The sequence below is a fragment of the Pseudomonas sp. GW821-FHT07B01 genome (assembly GCF_059419065.1).
The window spans coordinates 27,619-51,686 of record NZ_JBWKRA010000012.1; the positions used below are offsets into that span (position 1 = coordinate 27,619).

Annotated in this window: 23 protein-coding genes; 15 read left to right on the top strand and 8 right to left on the bottom strand. The window is 61.4% G+C overall.

The window, feature by feature from the left end; genetic code table 11:
* Window positions 1-10: 10 nt before the first annotated feature.
* Complete coding sequence (locus tag AC07S6_RS14970; protein WP_495112552.1) at window positions 11-1,357, top strand: spinster family MFS transporter; 1,347 nt, start codon at window positions 11-13, stop codon at window positions 1,355-1,357.
* A gap of 166 nt (window positions 1,358-1,523) precedes the next feature.
* Here AC07S6_RS14970 and rapA read toward each other — a convergent pair whose 3' ends face one another.
* Window positions 1,524-4,370, bottom strand: coding sequence for an RNA polymerase-associated protein RapA (rapA, locus tag AC07S6_RS14975; RefSeq protein WP_060764390.1), 2,847 nt, complete (start codon window positions 4,368-4,370; stop codon window positions 1,524-1,526).
* A 219-nt stretch (window positions 4,371-4,589) separates the two neighbouring features.
* Between rapA and AC07S6_RS14980 the strand changes: the two genes are divergently transcribed.
* The gene (locus tag AC07S6_RS14980) at window positions 4,590-4,931 is read left to right on the top strand and encodes a hypothetical protein (RefSeq protein ID WP_014717286.1); all 342 of its coding nucleotides are present in this window, start codon (window positions 4,590-4,592) and stop codon (window positions 4,929-4,931) included.
* Here AC07S6_RS14980 and AC07S6_RS14985 read toward each other — a convergent pair.
* The 3 genes from AC07S6_RS14985 to AC07S6_RS14995 form a co-directional block, all read right to left on the bottom strand.
* On the bottom strand, window positions 4,928-6,109 hold the full coding sequence (locus AC07S6_RS14985; RefSeq protein ID WP_495112553.1) for an aminotransferase class V-fold PLP-dependent enzyme: 1,182 nt from the start codon (window positions 6,107-6,109) through the stop codon (window positions 4,928-4,930). The genes AC07S6_RS14980 and AC07S6_RS14985 overlap by 4 nt on opposite strands.
* Window positions 6,106-6,576, bottom strand: a complete 471-nt coding sequence (locus AC07S6_RS14990) for a RidA family protein (RefSeq protein ID WP_495112554.1) — start codon at window positions 6,574-6,576, stop codon at window positions 6,106-6,108. Before AC07S6_RS14990 ends, AC07S6_RS14985 begins: the two co-directional genes overlap by 4 nt.
* A 91-nt stretch (window positions 6,577-6,667) precedes the next feature.
* The gene (locus tag AC07S6_RS14995; RefSeq protein ID WP_495112555.1) at window positions 6,668-7,540 is read right to left on the bottom strand and encodes a LysR substrate-binding domain-containing protein; all 873 of its coding nucleotides are present in this window, start codon (window positions 7,538-7,540) and stop codon (window positions 6,668-6,670) included.
* Window positions 7,541-7,673: 133 nt separating this feature from the next.
* Here AC07S6_RS14995 and AC07S6_RS15000 point away from each other — a divergent pair, with 133 nt between their 5' ends.
* Both AC07S6_RS15000 and ccoM read left to right on the top strand, forming a co-directional pair.
* On the top strand, window positions 7,674-7,835 hold the full coding sequence (locus AC07S6_RS15000) for a hypothetical protein (RefSeq protein ID WP_495112556.1): 162 nt from the start codon (window positions 7,674-7,676) through the stop codon (window positions 7,833-7,835).
* A 143-nt stretch (window positions 7,836-7,978) separates the two neighbouring features.
* Complete coding sequence (gene ccoM / locus AC07S6_RS15005; protein WP_019817835.1) at window positions 7,979-8,095, top strand: cytochrome c oxidase subunit CcoM; 117 nt, start codon at window positions 7,979-7,981, stop codon at window positions 8,093-8,095.
* A gap of 255 nt (window positions 8,096-8,350) precedes the next feature.
* Here the strand turns inward: ccoM and AC07S6_RS15010 are convergent, their stop codons facing one another.
* On the bottom strand, window positions 8,351-9,826 hold the full coding sequence (locus AC07S6_RS15010) for an inorganic phosphate transporter (RefSeq protein ID WP_003189291.1): 1,476 nt from the start codon (window positions 9,824-9,826) through the stop codon (window positions 8,351-8,353).
* Window positions 9,827-10,141: 315 nt separating this feature from the next.
* Entirely contained in the window at window positions 10,142-10,342 is a 201-nt protein-coding gene (locus AC07S6_RS15015; protein ID WP_003189295.1) for a hypothetical protein, read from the bottom strand.
* Window positions 10,343-10,903: 561 nt separating this feature from the next.
* Between AC07S6_RS15015 and pcaR the strand changes: the two genes are divergently transcribed.
* From pcaR to pcaC, 11 genes are all read left to right on the top strand, one after another.
* A complete protein-coding gene (gene pcaR / locus AC07S6_RS15020) occupies window positions 10,904-11,746 on the top strand; it encodes a pca regulon transcriptional regulator PcaR (RefSeq protein WP_003189296.1) in 843 nt (280 codons plus the stop codon).
* A gap of 145 nt (window positions 11,747-11,891) precedes the next feature.
* Window positions 11,892-13,232: a 4-hydroxybenzoate transporter PcaK gene (gene pcaK / locus AC07S6_RS15025; protein ID WP_490613691.1), complete on the top strand. Its 1,341-nt coding sequence runs from the start codon at window positions 11,892-11,894 to the stop codon at window positions 13,230-13,232.
* 248 nt (window positions 13,233-13,480) lie between these two features.
* Entirely contained in the window at window positions 13,481-14,338 is an 858-nt protein-coding gene (locus AC07S6_RS15030; RefSeq protein ID WP_014717292.1) for a CoA transferase subunit A, read from the top strand.
* Window positions 14,338-15,117 (top strand): CoA-transferase subunit beta, encoded by a 780-nt coding sequence (locus AC07S6_RS15035; RefSeq protein WP_034125965.1) that lies wholly within the window; start codon window positions 14,338-14,340, stop codon window positions 15,115-15,117. Before AC07S6_RS15030 ends, AC07S6_RS15035 begins: the two co-directional genes overlap by 1 nt.
* Window positions 15,114-16,316 carry a 3-oxoadipyl-CoA thiolase gene (gene pcaF / locus AC07S6_RS15040; RefSeq protein WP_175550967.1) on the top strand — a complete coding sequence of 401 codons (1,203 nt, stop codon included), beginning with the start codon at window positions 15,114-15,116 and terminating at the stop codon, window positions 16,314-16,316. The genes AC07S6_RS15035 and pcaF overlap by 4 nt, the downstream gene beginning before the upstream one ends.
* 21 nt (window positions 16,317-16,337) lie before the next feature.
* The gene (gene pcaH, locus AC07S6_RS15045; RefSeq protein WP_236454991.1) at window positions 16,338-17,042 is read left to right on the top strand and encodes a protocatechuate 3,4-dioxygenase subunit beta; all 705 of its coding nucleotides are present in this window, start codon (window positions 16,338-16,340) and stop codon (window positions 17,040-17,042) included.
* 1 nt (window position 17,043) lies between these two features.
* Complete coding sequence (pcaG, locus tag AC07S6_RS15050; protein ID WP_073522586.1) at window positions 17,044-17,610, top strand: protocatechuate 3,4-dioxygenase subunit alpha; 567 nt, start codon at window positions 17,044-17,046, stop codon at window positions 17,608-17,610.
* Window positions 17,611-17,798: 188 nt separating this feature from the next.
* Complete coding sequence (locus AC07S6_RS15055) at window positions 17,799-19,094, top strand: MFS family transporter (RefSeq protein ID WP_014717296.1); 1,296 nt, start codon at window positions 17,799-17,801, stop codon at window positions 19,092-19,094.
* A gap of 10 nt (window positions 19,095-19,104) precedes the next feature.
* A complete protein-coding gene (locus AC07S6_RS15060) occupies window positions 19,105-20,469 on the top strand; it encodes a 3-carboxy-cis,cis-muconate cycloisomerase (RefSeq protein WP_495112557.1) in 1,365 nt (454 codons plus the stop codon).
* Between the two features lie 10 nt (window positions 20,470-20,479).
* On the top strand, window positions 20,480-21,271 hold the full coding sequence (pcaD, locus tag AC07S6_RS15065; RefSeq protein ID WP_072446861.1) for a 3-oxoadipate enol-lactonase: 792 nt from the start codon (window positions 20,480-20,482) through the stop codon (window positions 21,269-21,271).
* 10 nt (window positions 21,272-21,281) lie between these two features.
* Window positions 21,282-21,680, top strand: coding sequence for a 4-carboxymuconolactone decarboxylase (gene pcaC, locus AC07S6_RS15070; protein WP_003189316.1), 399 nt, complete (start codon window positions 21,282-21,284; stop codon window positions 21,678-21,680).
* A 128-nt stretch (window positions 21,681-21,808) separates the two neighbouring features.
* Here the strand turns inward: pcaC and AC07S6_RS15075 are convergent, their stop codons facing one another.
* Both AC07S6_RS15075 and AC07S6_RS15080 read right to left on the bottom strand, forming a co-directional pair.
* Complete coding sequence (locus AC07S6_RS15075; RefSeq protein ID WP_490613693.1) at window positions 21,809-22,708, bottom strand: polysaccharide deacetylase family protein; 900 nt, start codon at window positions 22,706-22,708, stop codon at window positions 21,809-21,811.
* Window positions 22,709-22,790: 82 nt separating this feature from the next.
* Window positions 22,791-24,041 (bottom strand): OprD family porin, encoded by a 1,251-nt coding sequence (locus AC07S6_RS15080; protein WP_495112558.1) that lies wholly within the window; start codon window positions 24,039-24,041, stop codon window positions 22,791-22,793.
* Window positions 24,042-24,068 lie beyond the last annotated feature (27 nt).

Here is a 24,068-nt window from a genome sequence, read left to right on the forward strand (position 1 = left end):
AGACGGACCCATGCAGAACTCGACCCAAGCGGCGAATGCCTGGCGCATTCTGTTCCTGCTGTTCCTCGCTAACCTGTTCAACTTTTTTGACCGCACCATTCCCGCGATCATCATTGAGCCCATCCGCATGGAATGGCACCTGAGCGACTTCCAGCTCGGTATCATCGGCACCGCTTTTACCATCGTCTACGCCATTGCCGGGCTGCCGCTCGGGCGCCTGGCCGACACCGGTTCACGCAGCAAGTTGATGGGGTGGGGCCTGTTCGCCTGGAGTGGGCTGACGGCGGTCAACGGCATGGTCGGCAGTTTCTGGACCTTCCTGCTGGTGCGCATGGGCATTGGCATCGGCGAAGCCAGCTATGCACCCGCGGCCAATTCGCTGATTGGCGACCTCTTTCCCGCCCACCGCCGTGCCAGAGCCATGGGGATTTTCATGCTTGGCCTGCCGTTGGGCCTGTTGCTGGCGTTCTTTACAATCGGTGCGATGGTCAAGGCGTTCGACAGTTGGCGCGCGCCCTTCTTTATTGCGGCGGTGCCGGGTCTTATCCTTGCGGTGTTTATGTTCTACATAAAAGAACCCAAGCGTGGTGCGGCGGAAACCGTGCAAGTCTCCCAAGAGCGCGTCGACCGCCCGATCCGTCGCGTGCTGGCTGTGCCGACCTTTCTGTGGCTGGTGCTGGCCGGGTTGTGCTTTAACTTTGCCACCTATGCGTGCAACTCGTTCCTGGTGCCGATGCTGCAGCGCTATTTCCTCATGCCGTTGCAGGACGCGGCCGTCGCGACGGGTGTCATCGTCGGCCTGACCGGTTTGGTGGGCTTGACGCTGGGGGGCTGGATTGCCGACAAGATTCATCAGCGGGTCGCCAATGGCCGACTGTTGTTCGCCGCCTTCAGCTTGATTATCTCCACGGTCACCACTGCCTGGGCATTGCATGCCGGGCGTGTCGAAATCGGGCTGTTTGTCGCGCTGTTCAGTGTGGGCTGGCTGTTTGCCTACAACTTCTATACCTGCGTGTATACCGCGATCCAGGACGTGGTCGAACCCCGCTTGCGCGCAACGGCGATGGCGCTGTTCTTTGCCGGGCTGTATCTGCTCGGCGGTGGCATGGGGCCGGTGGTGGTCGGGGCGTTGTCCGATCACTTTGCCCATTCAGCGATGTATGCGGCTGGGGCGCAGCAGATGACAGAGGCTTACAAAGCGGTAGGCTTGCATGACGCCATGTACCTGATTCCAGTGGCGTTGTTCTTGACCATGCTGTTCCTGTTCCAGGCCTCGCGCACTTTTGTGCGTGATGCCAATCGGATGAAGGAAGGGTTGACTGCGGTTGAGGTGCCGGCAGCGGCGGCAACGGCGTGAGACCGAGTGATCGTTCCCATGCTCTGCGTGGGAACGCCGCTCTGGACGCTCTGCGTCCGTTTTAAAGTCGTGACGCAGAGCGTCACATGATGCATTCCCACGCAGAGCGTGGGAACGATCTCTAAAAAGGCCCGCACTAAGCGGGCCTTTTATGTTCAGCGGATTATCAACCCGCCACCAACACCCGAATCGCTTCCAGTCGCAGTGCCGCTTTATCGAGCATGGCCAGGCCTTGCTCGCGCTGGTTACGCAAGGCGACCAACTCGCTGTCTCGCACGGTCGGGTTGACCGCTTGCAGCGCGGTCAGGCGCGCCAGCTCTTCGTCGGTGTCTGCCGCCAGGCGACGTTTGGCTTCGGCTACACGCTCGGCGTGACGCGGGGCGATCTTCTCTTCACCGGCGTTGATGCGCGGGGTGAGTTGGTCGCGCTGCGCCTGCACGAATTTGTTTGCGCTGGCCCGTGGCACGCTTTCCAGCTGGTCATTCAAGGTCACGAACGACACGCGGCCCGACAAATCATTGCCGTTGGCATCCAGCAGGCAGCGCAAGGCGGCCGGTGGCAGGTAGCGGCCCAGTTGCAGGGAGCGCGGGGCGACCACTTCGCTGACATACAGCAGTTCAAGCAATACGGTGCCTGGCTTGAGCGCCTTGTTCTTGATCAGCGCCACGGCGGTGTTGCCCATGGAACCGGACAGCACCAGGTCCATGCCGCCCTGCACCATCGGGTGTTCCCAGGTGATGAACTGCATGTCTTCGCGCGACAGCGCCTGGTTACGGTCGTAGGTGATGGTTACACCTTCGTCGTCGCCCAGGGGGAAGCTGGCGTCGAGCATTTTTTCGCTGGGCTTGAGGATCAGCGCGTTTTCCGAATGGTCTTCGCTGTCGATGCCGAACGCGTCGAACAGGGTTTCCATGTAGATCGGCAGGGCGAACTGGTCGTCTTGTTCGAGGATGTCCTCGACCAGTGCATCGCCTTCGCCGGCGCCGCCGGAATTGAGTTCGAGCAAACGGTCACGACCGGTGTGCAGCTCCTGCTCCAGGCGCTCGCGCTCGGCACGGGCTTCGTCGATCAGGGCTTGCCACTCGCCGTCGTCGGCCGCTTCCAGCAAGGGCAGCAGGCGTGGGCCGAACTGATGCTGCAAGGCGTTGCCGGTCGGGCAGGTGTTGAGGAAGGCATTGAGCGCCTCGTGGTACCACTGGAACAGGCGCTCTTGCGGGCTGGTTTCCAAGTAGGGCACGTGCAGTTCGATCACGTGTTTCTGGCCGATCCGGTCCAGGCGCCCGATGCGCTGTTCCAGCAGGTCGGGGTGGGACGGCAGGTCGAACAGCACCAGGTGATGGGAGAACTGGAAGTTGCGGCCTTCACTGCCGATTTCCGAGCAGATCAGCACCTGGGCACCGAACTCTTCATCGGCAAAATAGGCAGCGGCGCGGTCACGCTCCAGAATATTCATGCCTTCGTGGAACACCGTGGCCGGGATGCCGGAGCGCACACGCAGGGCGTCTTCCAGGTCCATGGCGGTTTCGGCGTGGGCGCAGATCACCAGGACCTTGGTGCGCTTGAGCATTTTCAACTGGTCGATCAGCCACTCGACCCGAGGGTCGAAACGCCACCAGCGGTTCTCTTCCTCGATGTCCGGTTGCGCCTGGAAGCTGACTTCCGGGTACAGCTCGGGGTGTTCGCCCAGGGGCAGTTCGAGGTATTCGTCCGGGTTCGGCAGCGGGTAGGCGTGCAGCTTGCGCTCGGGGAAGCCTTGCACCGCGGCACGGGTGTTGCGAAACAGCACGCGGCCGGTGCCGTGGCGGTCCAGCAGTTCACGCACCAGGCGCGCGCTGGCCTCGGTGTCGCCATCGTTGACGGCGGTGAGCAGGGCTTCACCTTCGTCACCGAGGAAGCCTTGAATGGTCTTGTGCGCGGTCGGCGACAGGCGGCCCTTGTCCAGCAGCTCCTGCACGGCTTCGGCCACCGGGCGATAGTTTTCGCTCTCGGCGCGGAAGGCTTGCAGATCGTGGAAGCGGTTCGGGTCCAGCAGGCGCAGGCGTGCAAAATGGCTGTCCTGGCCCAGTTGTTCCGGAGTGGCGGTCAGCAGCAGCACGCCAGGAATCACTTCGGCCAGTTGTTCGACCAGCGAGTATTCGGCGCTGGCCTTGTCTTCGTGCCACACCAGGTGGTGGGCTTCGTCGACTACCAGCAAGTCCCAGCCGGCGGCGAACAGCGCGTCCTGGGCCTTCTCGTCGTCCACCAGCCATTCCAGCGCAACGAGTGCAAGCTGGGTGTCTTCGAACGGGTTGGTGGCATCGCTTTCGATAAAGCGCTCTTCATCGAACAGCGCAACCTGCAGGTTGAAGCGGCGGCGCATTTCCACCAGCCATTGGTGCTGCAGGTTTTCCGGGACCAGGATCAGTACGCGGTTGGCACGGCCCGAGAGCAGTTGGCGATGGATCACCAGGCCTGCTTCGATAGTCTTGCCCAACCCCACTTCGTCCGCCAGCAACACGCGTGGCGCGATACGGTCAGCAACTTCGCGGGCGATGTGCAGTTGGTGGGCAATCGGTTGGGCGCGTACGCCACCCAGGCCCCACAGCGAGGACTGCAACTGGCGGCTGGTGTGTTCCAGGGTGTGGTAGCGCAGCGAGAACCACGCCAGCGGGTCGATCTGCCCGGCGAACAGGCGATCACTGGCCAGGCGGAACTGGATGAAGTTGGACAGTTGGGTTTCCGGCAGGGTGACCTGCTCGTTCTGCCCATTGAGGCCGTGGTAGACCAGCAGGCCATCGACGTCGTCGACTTCCTGTACGGTCATTTTCCAGCCTTCGAAATGGGTGATGGTGTCACCCGGCGAAAACCTCACGCGAGTGAGGGGCGCATTCCGTAGCGCATACTGGCGAGTGTCGCCAGTGGCCGGATAGAGCACGGTCAACAAGCGGCCGTCCTGTGCCAGAACGGTGCCTAACCCCAGCTCTGCTTCGCTGTCACTAATCCAGCGTTGCCCCGGTTGATACTGCTGCGCCATGCTGCCTGACTCCCGCCGTGAAAAAGCCGACTATGTTAACGGAACACGGCCCGGCGCCCAAGAACTCTGACAAAAACTACGCTGTTTGTACGGGCAGGCGGAAATTGAATCGACGGGTGGCGGGCACTTGAGAGTGTCGACTGAGTCACAGCTTGGCACGCCGGTGCTCAAGTCGCCCTGCCACCCGCCGACAGCCTGTTGATCAGGAGAATAATTATCATGCTGCCACCCATGCTGCCCGTCAGTGTTGTGCCGGTCACGTCGCAACTCGACCCGGCACGCCAGAAACCGGATATTCCGCCGGTGGTGCCCGTTCAACCGGGCTCCAACGAGAGCACGATCGACCTGAAAAAAGGCGATGCCGAGCAATCGACCTTTCTGCTGCGCGAAGAGCAGCGTCGCCAGCAGGAGCAGCAGAAACGCCGGCGCGAAGCCGACGACGACGCGGAGCAGCATTTGCCGATTCCCGGCGACTTGCTCAACGCTGACAACACCGTGCCCGTGGCGCCGCTGATCGAAGACGCGCCGCGCCAGGGCCTGTGGGTGGATATCGAGGTCTAACCGTTCAGTTCGCGCAGGGCCTTCACCAGCAGCTCAATATCGTCATCGGTGTTGAGCGGGCTGACGGAGATGCGCGCAACGCTGCTCAACCCACGTGCTTGCATGTCCAGCGGGGTGTAGGCCACGCCATTGGCGCCGATGTTGATGCGCTTTAACCCCAGGCGTTGTTTGAGTTCAAAACTATCCCAGCCGGCCAGGTTGAACGCGATCAAGCCTGAATGCGTTCTGCCTAAGTCATGCAAGGTAATTCCCGGTATCTGACGCAGTGCCTCGCGGATTCGCGCGCTGGTCTTCGAGACCCTTTGCCATACTTGCTCAATCCCCAGTTGATTGATCTCGTGCAACGCATTGCCCAGGCCGGCCAGCAGGGCGAAAGAGACTTCGCTGGTTTCAAAGCGCCGGGCGTCGTTGCGCAGGTCGAAGCCTTCGGCGGTCCAGGGCGCTGAAAACACGTCGCGTTGGGCCGGGTTCAGATGCGGCAGAAAATCCGGCCTGATATACAGCAGCGCGGTACCGCGAGGCCCGCGCAGGTGTTTGCGGCCGGCGGACTTGAGCACATCGCACTGCAACGCTTGCACATCCACCGGCACCTGGCCGACGGCTTGGCCCGCGTCGATGAAGTAGGGAATGGTATGCCGCCTGGCCACATCGCCGATGGCCTGGGCCGGGTTGATCAAGCCACCGTTGGCCGGCAGCCAGGTGAGGTCGATCAGCTTCACCTTGGCATCCAGCATCGCCTCCAACGCCACCGGGCAGGCCGCGCCGCTGGCATCGCACGGGATGACCTCCACCCGCGCCCCGGCTTGAACGGCCAGTTCCATGCTCGCCAGGTTACCGCCCCATTCGTGGCGCCCCACTAGAATACGATCGCCCGGCTGCCATGGCCCCAGCGCCTGGAAGGCCATGCTCCAGGCCGTCGAGCCACTGCTGGCGAAGGCAATCGATGAGGCGGGCGCATTGAGCAGTTTGCCGGCGGCTCGGCGGGCCTTTTCCACTAAGACGGCACCCTGTTCTCCGGCCTCCATCGGGCCGTCGCGGGCTTCGCGTTGCAGCTGTTCGATGATGGCGTCGAGCGTCGCCTGGCTGGGCAAGGACGCCCCGGCGTGGTTGAAGTGCACGATGCCGGACTGGCAACCGGGCGTGGCTTCTCGCAAGTGCTGGACTTGCAGCGGGGTCATGGCTGCAGCTCGAAAATGGCGTCCACTTCCACGGCGACACCAGCCGGCAGACTGCAGACCCCTACGGCGGTGCGCACGTGCCGGCCCTTGTCGCCGAGGGCATTGACCAGCAGGTTCGAAGCGCCATTGGCGACCAGGCTTTGGCGCTGGAAGTCGGCGCTGCTGGCAATGAACACGCCCAGGCGCAGGATGCGCACCACCCGCGACAGGTCATCGCCCAACGCGTCGCTCAATTGCCCCAGCAGGCCCAGCGCCGCCAATTCCGCCGCTTGGGCGCCATCTTCATCGCTGAGAGAATCGCCCAGCCGGCCAAGGTAGGCGGGTTTGCCATCGATCATGGGAATTTGTCCCGAGATGAACAGCTGGTGTTGGCTGATCACATGATTGATGTAGTTGGCTGCGGGTTGGCTGTGCGTAGGCAGTGTCAGGCCGAGGGTGTGTACGCGCTGGCGGATGGAGTCAGTCATGGTGAAATCCTCTGGTGTCAGAAGGTTCCAGCATGTTGGTGGTGGCGAGGGGCGACAAACGGATAGATCTCAACCGACGTATCTAAAAAACTCACGCGTCGGCGCACGCTTGCTTCAACCACTGACTGAAGCATTCAGCCGCCTCACTGAGCGGACCCTGAGGGGCGATCAGCCAATAGCCGATGTCGCTGTGATAGGGCGGCCTGTCAAAGGCCTCCACCAGGCTGCCGTCGTGGAGCCTGCGTTCAATCAGGCGATGGCGGCCCATGGCGATACCCTGGCCGGCCACGCTCGCTTCGACCACGATGTTGTAGTCATGCAGCATCACGCGGGGGTGGTGATCAAGGTTGACCTGGTAATGGGTCGACCAATCGGTCCACTCGAAAGGGCGGTGCGAGGTCGCCATCAACAACGGGCCTGTGGCGACCTGTCTGGCCTTGAACGCCGGGCTGCATACCGGTGACAGGGTTTCGGTCATCAGGCGTGTGGCGAGCACGTCGGGCCAGTCGCCCTTGCCGTAGCGGATGGCCAGATCAACTTCGGCCGTGGCGACGTTGGCCAATTGAATCGCGGGCAGCAACTCCACCTGGATATGCGGGTAGCACCGTAGAAACTCGGCTAGGCGCGGCGCCAGCCATAACGTGGCAAAGGATGCCAGCAAGCCGATACGCAACACACTGGCGCTGGGCGCACCCCGTTGGTTGCGCGTCGCAGCGGCGATGGCGTCCAGGGCAGGGCGGATTTGCGCGTAGTAATCTTGCCCGGCCAACGTCAGGTCAATCGCACGGGTTCGCCGGATAAACAACGGTTTGCCCAGGTGGTGTTCGAGCTTATGTACCTGGTGGCTCAGCGCGCTTTGGGTCACCGACAACTCGTTGGCCGCCTTGATAAAACTCAAGTGCCGCGCCACGGCCTCGAAGGCGCGCAGGGCCAGCAGCGGTGGAAGGTCGTTGTGCAAGGCCACCTGGATGCGCCTCCTGGGCAGGGTAGAAAATGCCGATTTTGGTCGATGGCCTGCATTTTGTCGCCCGCTTAATTGCCGTCGGGCGGGGCAGGCCGCATTATTGAGGCATTCCCGCCACGACGTAAGCCAAGCCATGAGTGATGACGACAAGCTGATCGACCTGAACGCCGAACGTGCCAAGCGCGTGCACGACCTCAATGACAAACGCTTGAATGAAGTGCGCCAAGCCTTTGAACAAGCCATGCCCTTGGGCAAGTCCAAGAAAAAGTCCAAGAACAAGCCGAAAAAACGTTGAAACGCCCTGCATCCATTGATGCAGGTCAGTTATTCCCCTTCTTTACGCCCCGTTGTGGGCGACATTGATCCTGGTCAATTTCCCACTGCGCCTTCTCCATTAACTTAGCCCTATCGCAACAGGGCAAGTGCAGGAGGCCGGTCATGTTTTTCGATAATGTGGTTTTCGCCGGAGTGCTGACTGTTAGCCTCATGGTGCTGTTTTTTGTAGGGTTTGGATTTTTTATCTGGAAAGACGCGAACAAGCGTAAAAAACCTTAAGTCTTTCCGGGTTACATGAGCACGCAAGGCATTTTGGGCGACTTCGGTCGCCCTTTTTTTTGGCAAAACGCACCACAGTTTTTGATCGTTCCCACGCTCCGCGTGGGAACGCATCCCGTGACGCTCCGCGTCACCCGTGCGCCAGTGGGACGCGGAGCGTCCGCGGCGGCATTCCCACGCAGAGCGTGGGAACGAACGATCATAAAAAAAGGTGCGACCCTCGCGGATCGCACCTTTTTTATCGCCGGCTGGCTATCAGTTGCCCAAAGCCTTGGACGCCAACCAGAACAACCCGGCCGAGAGGCCTACGGTCGCTGGCAAGGTCAATACCCAGGCCATCAGGATGGTCTTGACGGTGCCACCTTGCAGGCCGCTTTTGTTGGCAACCATGGTGCCCGCCACGCCAGAAGACAGGACGTGGGTGGTGGACACTGGCAGGGCGAAGATATTGGCAAAGCCGATCATGGTGGCCGTGGTGATTTGCGCCGACATGCCCTGGGCATAGGTCATGCCTTGCTTGCCGATCTTCTCACCAATGGTCAGTACCACGCGCTTCCAGCCCACCATGGTGCCCAGGCCCAGGGCCAGTGCGACCGCGAGAATCACCCAGAACGGGGCGTACTCGGTGGTGGCGGTCAGGTCTTTGCGCAGCTTGTCGAGGTCTGACTTCTCACGGGAGTCCAGGCCTGGCAGCTTGCCGACCTTTTTCGCGGTGTCATCCAGGCAAAGCAGGTAGCGACGCACTTCGATGCGGTGGTCGGCCGTCAGCGAGTGGTAGTCCGAGACGCCCTTGAGGGTGCCCAGCAGCGCGTTGATCGTCGGTTCGGTCTGCTGCGGGTTGCAGCGGAACTTGCCCGGCAGGTCATCCTTCACGCTTTTGCCCAGGGCCAGGAATTCACCGAGGGTCTCGTGGTTGCGCTGGTAGAACTGGTTCAGGTGCAGGGTGGCGTCGCGGGTACGTTCGATCTGGTAAGTGGTGCTGCCCAGGTCCAATACGAACTGCGCCGGCACGATACCGATGAGCACCAGCATGATCAGGCCGATGCCCTTCTGGCCATCGTTGGAGCCGTGCACGAAGCTCACCGCCATGGCCGAAATCACCAGGACGAGGCGGTTCCAGAATGGCGGGTGCTTTTTGTCGTCAAGCTTGCGGCGCTGGTCCGGGGTCTTGTGCATCTTCGACAGCGGACGCCACCACTTCAGACCGATCAGTACTAGAGCGGCGACCAGAAAGCCCGCCATCGGCGAGAACACCAGGGACGCGCCGATATCCACGGCCTTCTGCCAGTTCACACCGTCAGCCAGGGGGATGTCGTTGATCAACGCGTTGGCCAGGCCGACACCGAGGATCGAGCCGATCAGGGTGTGGGAGCTGGAGGCGGGGATACCGAAGTACCAGGTGCCCAGGTTCCAGGTGATCGCTGCTGCCAACAACGAGAAGACCATTGCCAAGCCATGGCCGGTGTTCACATTGATCAGCAACTCCACCGGCAGCAAGTGCACGATGGCGTAGGCGACACCGACACCACCGAGCAATACGCCGAGGAAATTGAACACCCCGGAGAAGAACACGGCCAGGTGTGGCGGCATGGCTTTGGTATAGATGACTGTGGCCACCGCGTTAGCGGTGTCATGAAAGCCATTGATGAACTCGAAGGCGAGGACAAAGGCCAGGGCGAGCAACAGGCTCACTAGAACCCAAGCATCCAGTCCGCTGAATAAATCGATCATGAAGGTTTTCTGACCCGGTCGTAAGGGGGCGCGATTATGCCAGAAAACATCAGTAATCGATGCATTAGCTGCTCATCGGTAACAATCTTCCTGGAAAAAAAACCGGCAAGACACACGTATCCCAGGGTTTTCGGGGCTTTGGCAAGTCTTTGATTTATAAAGCGCGGGCCGCGGAAGGCGGGCTTTTGTCATGAAAATGCCATGCCTGAAACATTTGTATGAAATTTCGTGGGTGGCTGTAGGTTACTGACCAGCGGCCGCTGAACCAGTGGTTGACCGGCAGCGACTGCAAGGCGCTGAACTCGACCGAAACGCTCAGGGCTCCTCGGTCTTGAGTTCCTGCTCGATCTTTTGGATTTCCTGGGCAAATGCCTGATCCAGCAGGCTGGCTCGTTTGCGCCATGGTTTGCGTTCCGGCTCAGGTTGCGCGGCGTAGGTGGTGACTTCCCCGCCGTAGACGTCCTTGTAACGTTGCTCCTGGCGCTCAAGTTCCGCGCGCAGTTCATCTTTCGTCACAGTATTACCTAATTGAGTTGAGTTATTGATTGCGCAGTGTCATGCCTGAAAGTCGTGCTCGGGGCGATTCCAAATAGAACAGTAGAACCGTTCAAGTTGGTATACGGGCCTGAGGGCCGTTCTTTTAAGCGAGTACTTGTGACCGGCGTTGCCTGCAGCCTGCAATGCCTGGTGAGCTCCCCTCCCGATAGTGATACCGGGCTGACCTCTGCACAGGTTGCATTATAGCGGCGCATTTGAATAACACTATCATCATGAAGTTAAAAAGCGTCAACGGCGTGCTTGGGTTTTGTTACATATCGCCGACGTATTTGTGAACAGCGTCATCTTCATATCTGTATTCATACTGAGAGAAGGGTAAATGCCTACACTTTTCGGCAACATCAGCTAAATCTCGAACGTTATCTGCAGGGTCTGCACCCATGCCGGCCAAATTGCGATAATCGCATGGTTGTCCGATAATCGCCCAATGTTACCGGCGCTGACTTGTGCCGGGCGGCCGGCACGGCTTGTAATAGCCGCCAACCCTCCCGTGGTGATAACAAGAGAAGGCCCGTTGAAATGAACGATCAATTGCGCAACTCCTTTGCATCAGTGGCGCCGCCGATCGTGGCTTCACCGGCCAAGCGCATCCAGGCATTCACCGGTGATCCGGATTTCATGACGTCCCTGGCCCGTGGCCTGGCCGTGGTGCAGGCGTTCCAGGAACGCAAGCGTCACCTGACCATCGCCCAGATCAGCCACCGCACCGAAATTCCCCGCGCCGCCGTGCGCCGTTGCCTGCACACCTTGATCAAGCTCGGCTACGCCACCACGGATGGGCGCACCTACTCGCTGTTGCCCAAGGTGCTGACCCTCGGTCACGCCTATCTGTCGTCCACACCGCTGGCCGTTTCGGCACAGCCTTATCTGGACCGTATGAGCGAGCAGCTCCATGAAGCCTGCAACATGGCTACCCTGGAAGGCGATGACATCCTCTATATCGCCCGTTCCGCCACCACCCAGCGCCTGATCTCGGTTGACCTGTCGGTGGGCGGGCGCCTGCCTGCGTATTGCACGTCCATGGGCCGTATTCTGCTAGCCGCCCTCGACGATGCCTCGCTGCAGGATTATCTCGACCATGCCGACCTGCAAACCAAGACAAGCCGCACCCTGACAACACCGCAAGCGTTATTCGAATGCCTGCAACAGGTGCGTCAGCAGGGCTGGTGCATTGTCGACCAGGAACTGGAGCAGGGCCTGCGCTCCATCGCGGTGCCGGTGTATGACGCGTCCGGCCAGGTATTGGCCGCGCTGAATGTCAGCACCCACGCCGGTCGGGTCAGCCGCAGTGAGTTGGAGCAGCGCTTTCTACCGAGCATGCTCAGCGCCAGCCGTGAACTGAGTGCGCAGCTGTTTGCCTAAGCTGTTCGGTGACCGCACAGATCCCGGCTGGCTCGATTGACGGTGTTTCCCTTGGCTTATTAATGTGCGGCAGCGCTCTGAGGAGCTGCCCAATAAGAATGACGGCCCCAGGTCGTCAGCCCGCCATCGGTGTGGAATAAAAATAATGAATCAGCCATCTGTCGGTACTACCCTGGACGTACAGTCCTTTATCAACACCCAGCCACTCTCGCGCTATCAGTGGCGCGTGGTGATCCTGTGTTTCCTGATTGTCTTTCTCGACGGCCTCGATACAGCCGCCATGGGCTTTATCGCGCCGGCACTGTCCCAGGACTGGGGCATCGACCGCGCCAGCCTTGGCCCGGTGATGAGCGCCGCGTTGATCGGCATGGTGTTTGGCGCACTCGGTTCCGGCCCGCTGGCCGACCGCTTTGGCCGCAAAGTCGTGCTGGTCGGCGCGGTGTTGGTGTTTGGTGCGTTCAGCCTGGCGTCGGCCTACAGCACCAATGTCGACCAGTTGCTGGTGCTGCGCTTTCTCACCGGCCTGGGCCTGGGCGCCGGCATGCCGAATGCCACCACCTTGCTGTCTGAATACACCCCCGAGCGGCATAAATCCTTGTTGGTGACCAGCATGTTCTGTGGTTTCAACCTCGGCATGGCCGGTGGTGGGTTTATTTCGGCCAAGCTGATCCCCGCGTTCGGCTGGCACAGCCTGTTGCTGATAGGCGGCATCCTGCCTTTGATCCTGGCGGTGGTGCTGTTGGTGTGGCTGCCGGAGTCTGCCCGCTACCTGGTGGTACGCAATCGCGGCACCGACAAGGTGCGCAAGACCCTTGCCCCCATCGAGCCCGGCATTGTCGCCCAGGCCACTCATTTCAGCGTACCGGAGCAAAAAACCGTCAAGGCCCGCAATGTGTTCGCGGTGATCTTCTCGGGCACCTACAGCGCTGGCACCTTGCTGTTGTGGCTCACGTACTTCATGGGCCTGGTGATCGTTTACCTGCTGACCAGTTGGCTCCCCACCTTGATGCGCGACAGTGGCGCGAGCATGGAGCAGGCCGCGTTTATCGGCGCGCTGTTCCAGTTTGGTGGGGTATTGAGCGCGGTGGGCGTGGGCTGGGCGATGGACCGGTTCAACCCGCACAAAGTGATCGGCACGTTCTATCTGCTGGCCGGGGTGTTTGCCTACGCGGTGGGGCAGAGCCTGGGCAACATCACGCTGTTGGCCACCCTGGTGCTGGTCGCCGGGATGTGCGTCAACGGTGCGCAATCGGCGATGCCATCCCTGGCAGCACGTTTCTACCCCACCCAAGGCCGTGCCACCGGGGTGTCGTGGATGCTCGGTATCGGCCGCTTCGGCGCAATTCTGGGGGCGTGGATGGGCGCTACTTTGCTGGGCCTGGGCTGGAACTTCGAGCAGGTGCTCACCGCATTGGTGATACCGGCGGCCTTGGCCACGGCAGCGGTAATGATTAAGGGCATGGTCAGCCATGCCGATGCGACCTGAAACCAATCGCTACCCCTGTGGGAGCTGGCTTGCCTGCGATAGCGGTGCTGAATCCACTCGCGCCATCGCAGGCAAGCCAGCTCCCACATTGACCCTGTTCCTTATGATGGTTAGTTAAGCAACAATCGGTTCGATAATCGAACACTCAGTCGATTATCGGATTGTTCGGCCCATTTCCCCGGCTTAATCTTCAAGCACTTCGGCGCCACCTCAGCGCCTTTTTCGATCAACACCGGGAGCCCAACCCCATGGCTGAAATCCTCACCCTGCGTGATGCGGTCAAGCGCTTCGTGAACGACGGCGATACCGTCGCCCTCGAAGGCTTCACCCACCTGATCCCTACGGCCGCAGGCCATGAAATCATTCGTCAGGGCAAGAAAGACCTGACGCTGGTGCGCATGACGCCTGACCTGATCTACGACCAGTTGATCGGTGCCGGCTGTGCGCGCAAGTTGATTTTCTCCTGGGGCGGCAACCCGGGCGTGGGTTCCCTGCATCGGCTGCGCGACGCGGTAGAGAAACAATGGCCGCAAGCGCTGGAGATCGAAGAACACAGCCACGCCGACCTGGCCAATGCCTACGTTGCCGGTGCCTCCGGCCTGCCGTTCGCGGTGTTGCGTGCCTACGCCGGTTCCGACTTGCCCAAGGTCAACCCGCTGATCAAGACCGTCACCTGCCCCTTCACCGGCGAAGTGCTGGCGGCGGTGCCGTCGGTGCGTCCGGACATTACCGTGATTCATGCGCAGAAAGCCGACCGCAAAGGCAACGTGCTGCTCTGGGGCATTCTCGGGGTGCAGAAGGAAGCGGCCCTGGCGGCCAAGCGCTGCATCGTCACCGTCGAGGAAATCGTCGACGACCTGAATGCGCCGATGAACAGCTGCGTGCTGCCGACCTGGGCGCTGACGGCGGTGTGTCACGTACCCGGTGGTGCCCATCCGTCCTACGCGCACGGCTACAACGAGCGGGATAACCGTTTCTACCAGGCGTGGGACCCGATTGCCCGCGACCGTGGCACCTTTACCGCCTGGATCGACGAATACATCCACGGCACTGCCGACTTCAGTGAATTCCAGGCCAAGCTGGCCGCCGCGCAGGAGGCTAAGTAATGGCTTATTCCACCAATGAAATGATGACCGTCGCCGCCGCACGCCGCCTCAAGAACGGCTCGGTGTGCTTCGTCGGCATCGGCCTGCCATCGAAGGCGGCCAACCTGGCGCGCCTGACGTCCTCGCCGGATGTGGTGCTGATCTACGAGTCGGGCCCGATTGGGGCCAAGCCCAGCGTGTTGCCGCTGTCCATCGGCGATGGCGAGCTGGCGGAGACCGCCGACACCGTGGTGCCCACCGGTGAGATCTTTCGCTACTGGTTGCAGGGCGGGCGCATTGATGTCGGCTTTCTCGGTGCGGCCCAGGTCGACCGTTTCGGCAATATCAACACCACCGTAGTCGGTGATTATCACCAGCCCAAAGTGCGTTTGCCGGGTGCCGGTGGCGCGCCGGAAATCGCAGGTTCAGCCAAGAGCGTGTTGATCATCCTTAAGCAATCGTCCCGTTCGTTTGTGGACAAACTGGACTTCATCACCTCCGTCGGTCACGGCGAAGGTGGCGACTCACGCAAGCGTCTGGGCCTGCCCGGCGCCGGCCCGGTGGGCATCATTACCGACCTGTGCATCATGGAGCCGGAGGAGGGCAGCCATGAGTTCGTGGTCACTGCGCTGCATCCGGGCGTGACCCGCGAGCAAGTGATCGCCGCCACCGGCTGGGCGATTCGCTTTGCCGACCAAGTGAGCACCACCGCTGAACCCACCGAGACCGAACTGACCGCCCTGCGTGACCTCGAAGCGCGCACCGCGGCTGCCCACGGCCAAGCACCGGGAGAAGCCTGATGCGCGAGGTTTTTATCTGTGATGCCATTCGCACGCCTATCGGCCGTTTCGGCGGTGGCCTGTCCACAGTGCGTGCCGACGACCTGGCGGCGCTGCCGATCAAGGCGCTGATCGAGCGCAACCCGTCGGTGGACTGGAGCGCCGTAGACGAAGTCTTCCTCGGCTGCGCCAACCAGGCAGGTGAAGATAACCGCAACGTGGCACGCATGGCGTTGCTGCTGGCGGGGCTGCCGGAAAGTATTCCTGGAGTGACCCTCAACCGCCTGTGCGCCTCGGGCATGGATGCCATCGGCACCGCTTTTCGTGCGATTGCCAGTGGTGAAATGGAGCTGGCGATTGCCGGTGGCGTCGAATCGATGTCCCGCGCTCCGTTTGTGATGGGCAAGGCCGACGCGGCGTTCTCGCGCAACATGAAGTTGGAAGACACCACCATTGGCTGGCGCTTTATCAACCCGCTGATGAAGTCCCAGTACGGCGTGGATGCCATGCCGCAGACGGCCGATAACGTGGCCGATGACTATCAGGTTTCCCGCGCCGACCAGGACGCTTTCGCCCTGCGCAGCCAGCAACGCACCGCCGCTGCCCAGGCCGCCGGGTTCTTTGCCGAGGAAATCGTTCCGGTGCGGGTCGCCCATAAAAAAGGCGAAACCCTGGTGGAACACGATGAACACCCACGGGACACCACGTTGGAAGCCCTGGCCAAGCTCAAGCCGGTCAACGGCGCGGACAAGACCGTCACTGCTGGCAATGCCTCGGGCGTCAACGATGGCGCTGCCGCGCTGATCCTCGCCAGCGCCGAGGCCGTCAAGCAACACGGCCTCACCGCCCGCGCCCGTGTGCTGGGCATGGCCAGTGCTGGTGTCGCCCCGCGCGTGATGGGCATCGGCCCGGTGCCGGCGGTGCGCAAACTGGTGGAGCGCCTTGGGTTGGCTGTCACCGACTTTGATGTGATCGAACTCAACGAAGCCTTCGCCAGCCAAGGCCTGGCGGTGCTGCGCGAGCTGGGTATTGCGGACGATGCGCCCCAGGTCAACCCCAACGGCGGCGCCATTGCCCTCGGCCATCCCTTGGGGATGAGTGGTGCGCGGTTGGTACTGACGGCCCTGCACCAATTGGAAAAAACCGGCGGCAGCAAAGGCCTGGCGACCATGTGCGTGGGCGTCGGCCAAGGCTTGGCCCTGGCGATTGAACGCGTCTGATCAATAAAAGAGGATTGCTCCATGAGTGACAAGCCCGGTTATCGGCGCCCGCAAGCGGGCACTCAACCTGATTACCTGCACCCGGCGTATCAGTCGACGAACCTGCGTTCGCCGTCCCAGCCTTTGGTGTTCCTGCCCCATTCCTTGTCGGAAATCACCGGCCCGACCATCGGCGCCGAACGTATCAATGAGAAGGACAACGACCTGACAGCCCAGCATGACGGCGAGCCGCAAGGCGAGCGCATCATCATTCATGGCCGTGTGCTGGACGAAAACGGTCTGCCAGTGCCGGGCATCCTCGTGGAGATCTGGCAGGCCAATGCCGCCGGCCGCTACAACCACAAGCGCGACCTGCACGATGCACCCCTGGACCCGAACTTCACCGGCACCGGGCGCACCGTCACCGACGCCGACGGCTGGTACCAGTTCCAGACCATCAAGCCCGGCGCCTACCCGTGGGGCAACCACCACAACGCCTGGCGCCCGGCGCATATCCACTTTTCGCTGTTCGGCCCCAGCGTGCTGACGCGCCTGGTGACGCAAATGTATTTCCCGGGCGACCCGTTGCTGGAATACGACCCGATCTACAACTGCGTGCCGGATACCAGCGCCAAGCAACGCTTGATCGCTAGCTTCGACCTGGAAAAAACCATTCCTTCCTATGCCCTCGGCTACCGCTGGGACATCGTCCTGCGCGGCCGCGACGCCACGCCGATGGAGAAATGAGATGACACTCAACGCGACCACGTCCCACACCGTCGGGCCGTATTACCACATTGGCCTGACCTGGCTGAACCGTGAAGATCTGACCGTCACCGCCACCCTCGGCGAACGCGTGGCAATCAGCGGCCAAGTGGTGGACGGCAACGGTGATGTCGTCAACGACGCCATGCTGGAAGTCTGGCAGGCCAATGCCGCCGGCAAATATGCTCACCCCGAAGACGAGCAGGACAAAGCGCTCGACCCGAACTTCGAAGGCTTTGGCCGCGTGCCGGTGGATGCCGAAGGGCGTTTTCGCTTTACCACCATCAAGCCGGGCAGTGTGCCGGGGCTCAAGGGCACCACCCAGGCGCCGCATTTGGTGGTGCTGGTGTTTGCCCGTGGGTTGGTGAAGCACTTGCTGACGCGGATTTATTTTGACGGTGAGGCATTGAACGGCGATGACCCGTTGCTGGCGTGTGTGCCGGCAGAACGTCGTGGCACCTTGATTGCCCAGGCGGATGCGGCAGGGGTTTATCAGTGGAATGTGATTTTGCAGGGCACAGATAAGGAAACGGTGTTCTTCGACTATTGAGTTGGCTGTAGGGCTCCATCGCAGGCAAGCCAGCTCCCACCTTGAATGTGTTCACAACACAAAATGTGGGAGCCGGGCTTGCCCGCGATGAGGCCCTCTCAGGCTCCACCTATCCAAAAGTCTGCTTGCGGAACAGGGTTGTTGCAAAGTATGTCTAGGCTATAACCGTTCCCACTGAGTAAAAAAACATGACAACAAAAACCAGCCACTACACCGGAGAAGAACGCAGCAAAAGGATCTTTGCGATTGTCGGTGCGTCCTCCGGCAACCTGGTCGAATGGTTCGACTTCTACGTCTATGCCTTCTGCGCGATTTATTTTGCTCCGGCGTTTTTCCCCTCGGACGACCCCACGGTGCAGTTGCTCAACACCGCCGGGGTGTTTGCCGCCGGGTTCCTGATGCGACCGATCGGTGGCTGGTTGTTTGGCCGGGTGGCCGACAAGCACGGGCGCAAGAACTCGATGATGATCTCGGTGCTGATGATGTGCGGCGGCTCCCTGGTCATCGCCTTTCTGCCGACCTACAACGCCATCGGTGCCTGGGCGCCAGCGTTGCTGTTGGTGGCGCGTCTGTTCCAGGGCTTGTCGGTGGGCGGCGAATACGGCACCACGGCCACTTACATGAGTGAAGTCGCGCTCAAGGGCCAGCGTGGCTTCTTTGCTTCGTTCCAGTACGTGACCCTGATCGGCGGCCAGTTGCTGGCGGTGCTGGTGGTGGTGATCCTGCAACAGATCCTCACCGAAGAAGAACTGCGCGCCTGGGGCTGGCGCATCCCGTTTGTGATCGGCGCCATAGCCGCCGTGATCTCCCTGCTGCTGCGTCGCACCCTGAAAGAAACCACCAGCAAGGAAATGCGTGAAGACAAGGACGCCGGCAGTATCGTCGCGCTGTTTCGCGACCACGGCAAAGCTTTCATTACGGTGCTGGGCTACACCGCCGGCGGCTCGCTGATTTTCTATACCTTCACCACCTACATGCAGAAGTACCTGGTGAATACCGTGGGCATGCACGCCAAGACGTCGAGCTACATCATGACCGGCGCGCTGTTTCTGTACATGTGCATGCAGCCGTTGTTCGGCATGTTGGCCGACAAGATTGGCCGGCGTAATTCCATGCTCTGGTTTGCCGGCCTTGGCACGCTGTTTACCGTGCCGATCCTGCTGACCTTGAAAACCGTGACCAGCCCGTTTTTGGCATTTGTGCTGATCACTCTGGCCTTGGCGATTGTCAGCTTCTACACCTCCATCAGCGGCCTGGTCAAAGCGGAGATGTTTCCGCCGCAGGTGCGTGCCTTGGGCGTGGGCCTGGCCTATGCGGTGGCTAACGCGGTGTTTGGCGGTTCGGCAGAAGTGGTTGCGCTGAGCCTCAAATCCATCGGCATGGAAAACACCTTTTATTGGTACGTCACCGCGATGATGGCGGTGGCCTTCCTGTTCAGCTTGCGCCTGCCGAAACAGGCGGCGTACCTGCATCACGATCTGTAAGGGATGAGTTATGACGTTGCGCACGAGCAATCAACTGTTCGACGCTTATTTCACCGCTGACAGCATGGCCGAGGTGTTCTGTGACCAGGGGCGCTTGCAGGGCATGCTGGATTTCGAGGCGGCGCTGGCTCGGGCGCAGGCCCGGGTTGGGTTGATTCCCCAGGCCGCCGTCGCACCGATTGCCCAGGCGTGCCTGGCGTCGCTGTATGACGTGGACGCCCTTGGCAGCGCGATTGCCACGGCGGGCAACTCTGCGATTCCATTGGTGAAGGCGTTGGGCAAGTTGATCGCCAGTGAGGATGCCGACGCCGAGCGTTATGTCCACCTGGGCGCAACCAGTCAGGATGTGATGGACACCGGCCTGGTGCTGCAACTGCGCCGTGGGGTGGAATTGATCGAGGCCGACCTGGCTCGCCTGGGGGAGGTGTTGGCCGCCCAGGCTCAGCGTTACGCCAGCGTGCCGTTGGCCGGACGCACCTGGTTGCAGCACGCGACACCGGTCACCTTGGGGATGAAAATCGCCGGTTGGCTGGGCGCGGTGACGCGCAGTCGCCAGCGCCTGGCCGAATTGAAACCGCGCCTGCTGGTCCTGCAATTTGGCGGCGCCTCGGGCACCTTGGCAGCGCTGGGCGAACACGCCATGCCCGTGGCCGAGGCCTTGGCTGCCGAGTTGCAACTGGGCTTGCCGGAGCAACCCTGGCACACCCAGCGCGACCGCCTGGTGGAGTTTGCCAGCCTGCTTGGCCTGATCGCCGGTAGCCTCGGCAAATTGGGCCGCGATATCAGCCTGCTGATGCAGACCGAAGCGGCGGAGGTGTTCGAGCCTTCGGCGCCGGGCAAGGGCGGTTCGTCCACCATGCCACACAAGCGTAACCCTGTGGGCGCCGCGGTGCTGATCAGCGCAGCCACCCGCGTACCCGGCCTGGTGGCGACAATGTTCAGCGCCATGCCCCAGGAGCACGAACGCAGCCTGGGCTTGTGGCACGCCGAATGGGAAACCTTGCCAGAGATTTGCCGCTTGGTATCCGGTGCCTTGCATCAGGCAATTCTGGTCAGTGAAGGGCTGGAGGTGAATGCCGAACGCATGGCACAGAACCTCGACCTGACCCAAGGCCTGGTACTGGCCGAAGCCGTGAGTATCGTGCTCGCCCAACGCTTGGGCCGTGACACCGCACACCATCTGCTGGAACAGTGCTGCAAACGTGCGGTCGCCGAGCAGCGCCATTTGCGCGCGGTACTGGCGGATGAGCCGCACGTCACCGCCGAGCTGTCGGCGGCTGAACTGGATCGCCTGCTCGACCCTGCCCACTACCTGGGCCAGGCGTCTACCTGGGTCACGCGTGCGGTGACCGAACATTTTGCTTTGACTGCCTGAGGAGAACGCTGTGGCTTTTGTACAACTCGCCGAGGGCGAACTGCATTACCAACTCGAGGGGCCCGCCGACGCACCGGTATTGGTGCTGTCCAATTCCCTGGGTACCGACCTGCATATGTGGGATATCCAGATCCCGGCCTTCACCGAGCATTTTCGTGTGCTGCGATTCGACACCCGTGGCCACGGCCAATCCCTTGTGACCGAGGGGCCTTACAGCATCGAGCAACTGGGCCGAGACGTGATCGCGCTGCTGGATGCGCTGGATATCCAGAAGGCGCATTTTTGCGGACTGTCCATGGGTGGCTTGATCGGCCAATGGCTGGGTATTCATGCCGGCGAGCGCCTGCAACGCCTGGTGGTGTGTAATACCGCGGCCAAGATCGGCACGCCCGAGGTGTGGAACCCGCGTATCGAAATGGTCCTGCGTGATGGCGCAGCCGCGATGGTGGCGCTGCGCGATGCGTCGATTGCGCGCTGGTTCACCGCGGATTTCGCCGCTGCCAACCCGCATCAGGCCAAGCAGATCACCGACATGCTCGCGGCCACGTCACCCGAGGGGTATGCCGCCAACTGCGGCGCCGTGCGCGATGCGGATTTTCGTGAGCAATTGTCCTCGATCAAGGTGCCGACCCTGGTGATTGCCGGCACCGAAGACGCGGTGACGCCGCCAGCCGGCGGCCACTTTATCCAGAGCCATGTGCAGGGTGCCGAGTATGCCGAGTTCTATGCGGCGCACCTGTCCAACGTTCAGGCCGGTGCTGCGTTCAGCGACCGGGTGATCGAATTTCTGCTGGCCCGCTGAGGAGCTATTTGTGGACGAGAAACAACGTTATGCCGAAGGCCTGCAGGTGCGCCGCGAAGTACTGGGCGATGCCCATGTCGACCGCAGCCTCAATGCCCTGACCGAGTTCAACAGCGAGTTCCAGGAAATGATCACCCGCCATGCCTGGGGTGACATCTGGACCCGCCCCGGCCTGCCTCGGCATACCCGCAGCCTGATCACCATCGCGATGCTGATCGGCATGAACCGCAGTGAAGAACTGAAACTGCACCTGCGTGCCGCCGCCAGCAACGGCGTGACCCGCGCCGAGATCAAGGAGGTGTTGATGCAGAGTGCGATTTACTGCGGAATTCCGGCAGCGAATGCGACGTTTCATTTGGCTGAGTCAGTGTGGGATGAGTTGGGTGTGGAGTCTCGCCAACAAGACTGAATGTGAAAGGCGATCACCTGTGGGAGCTGGCTTGCCTGCGATTGCAGCGACGAGGTCTGACTGGGGACCGTGTTGTCTGCATCGCAGGCAAGCCAGCTCCCACAGGGGATCGTCACAGGTTTAAGGTATTAGTGGGAATCAGCATCCCACAGCCAATTCCACACCCCCGGCAGATGCACCGGCTCGTTCACAGCCTTGACCGTACGGGCCAGCGCTGCGCGTTCCAGCGCGGCGTGGTCGGTGTAGAACGGCTGGGCGGCGGTCTTCAAACCGTTGACCCGTGCGCTGTCCATCAGAATCTGCAAGTACTCCTGCATATGCCGCGCGGTGTAGCGGTTGATGTCATGAAAGGTCACCACTACCGGGATCACACCCTCCACTGTCGGTAGTTCACCCAAGGCGATGCGTTCGCGTACCACCGACAGTTGCCGATCCATGTTGGCCCGCCGACGCGGGCTGGCGTTGAAGCCCCAGATCTTGCCGTCATTGGCGCTCAAATCCGTCAACAGTACCTGCATGCCGTGGCGTTGGTAGGCGGCGAAGGTGCGCTTGTCGTAGTTCCAGAATGGCGGGCGTACCAGCACGGGGGGCGCGCCCGTGATGGCAGCAATGTCTGCGGCGCCTTCGGTAAGGGTGTGTTCCAGGGTGGCGTCGTTCAGCCAGCGATGATTGGTGTGAAAAGCGGTGGCCGTGTGGAAGGCCAGGATATGGCCAGCGGCGAATTCTCGTTCCATGGTCTTGCGGCCTCGGGAACTGCCGCCTGCGCGAGCGGCTTCGGTCTGCAGGAAGAACACCGCCTTGATCCCCGGCAGCACCGGGTTGTTGGCCAGGTCCGCCACTACCGAACGGCTCGGATTGTTGTAGCCCGAGGCGCTTGGGCCATCGTCGAAGGTCAGCAAAAAGCGGATCGGCGCCTGGGCCAGCAGGCGTTGTTCGGTCTGTGGTGTCAGGGCGATGGGTGCGCTGATACAGCCCCCCAGGCTCAAGACCAGGGCAAACAAAGCGATTGCTGTAGCGAAGGATTTCATGCCGTGCAGGGCCCGAGTAAAGGCCGCTGCTGAGGGGATCAGCAGCGGCAGGCGCGCACCATACAGTAAGTGCTATGCCGGTTTACAGCAGACTGATCGGATAGCTGACGATCAACCGGTTCTCATCGAACTCGTTGTTGCTGTAGTCCCTGCGCATGCTCGAATTGCGCCAGCGCACGTTGAGGTTTTTCAGCGTGCCGCTTTGCACCGTATAGCCTACTTCGGTCTCGCGGCCCCACTCCTTGCCGTCGGTGATGGTGCCGGTGTGCACGTTGCTGCCGCTGATATAGCGGTTCATCAGGGTCAGGCCCGGTACACCGAGGGCGGCGAAGTTGTAGTCGTGGCGAACCTGCCAGGATTTTTCCTGTGCGTTGTCATAGCTGGAGTTGTAGCTGTCGTTGGCCAGGGTGCCGCCGCTGGTGCCGTTGACGCGCATCCAGGCACTGTCGCCGGTGAGTTTTTGCAGGCCGACGTAGAAGGTGTTGCCGCCGTACCTGACCGAGAACAGGCCGGACCAGGTTTTGTTGTCCAGGTCGCCGGCGCGGGCGCTGCCGTCGTCCTTGCCGTAGAAGAAGCCCAGGTTGGCGCCCAGGGTCCAGTCGCCCACAGGCTGGCTGTGGATCAGATTGACGAACTGCTGGCTGTAGATGTCCTTGAGCTGGGCATTCCACACGCCGACTTGGGTGTGTTTGTCGTTGAACGCGTATTCGGCGCCCTGGAAATTGAAACGGTCGGAGGTGAAGGCGGTTTTGCCGAACATCGACATGTCGCTCATACTGCCGTCGTCCCGCGGGCTGTTGGCGCGGAATTGGCCGCCATAGAGGGTCAGGCCGTCGATTTCCTTCGAGGTGATCTGCCCACCACGCAGGGTCTGTGGCAGGGAGCGGCCATCGTCGGAACGCAGGATCGGCAGCACCGGCATCCATTCGCCCACCTTCAGCTCGGTCTTGGAAAAGCGCGCCTTGAATGCCACGCCCAGCCGACCAAATTCATCGGCTGGCCGGCCGTCATGGTCCAGCGGCAGCAACTGCGTGCCGCCTGTGCCACGCCCGCCATCGAGCTTGAGCGAGTACAAGCCCAGCACATCCACACCAAAACCGACTGTGCCTTGGGTGAACCCGGACTTGGCGTCGAGAATGAAACTTTGCGTCCACTCCTGCGCGCCACCCTGAGCCTTGGTCGGGTTGGTGTAGTTGCGGTTGAAGAAGAAATTACGCAGGTTGAGGTTGGCGCTGGCGTCTTCGAGAAAGCCATGATCCTGGGCGAGAACGGGCAGGGCAGAACTGGCGACAGCAGCCGCCAGCAACAGCTGGCGCGGTTGGAAAGTGCTCATGGTGTGAACCTGTTGTTATTGGGTTTA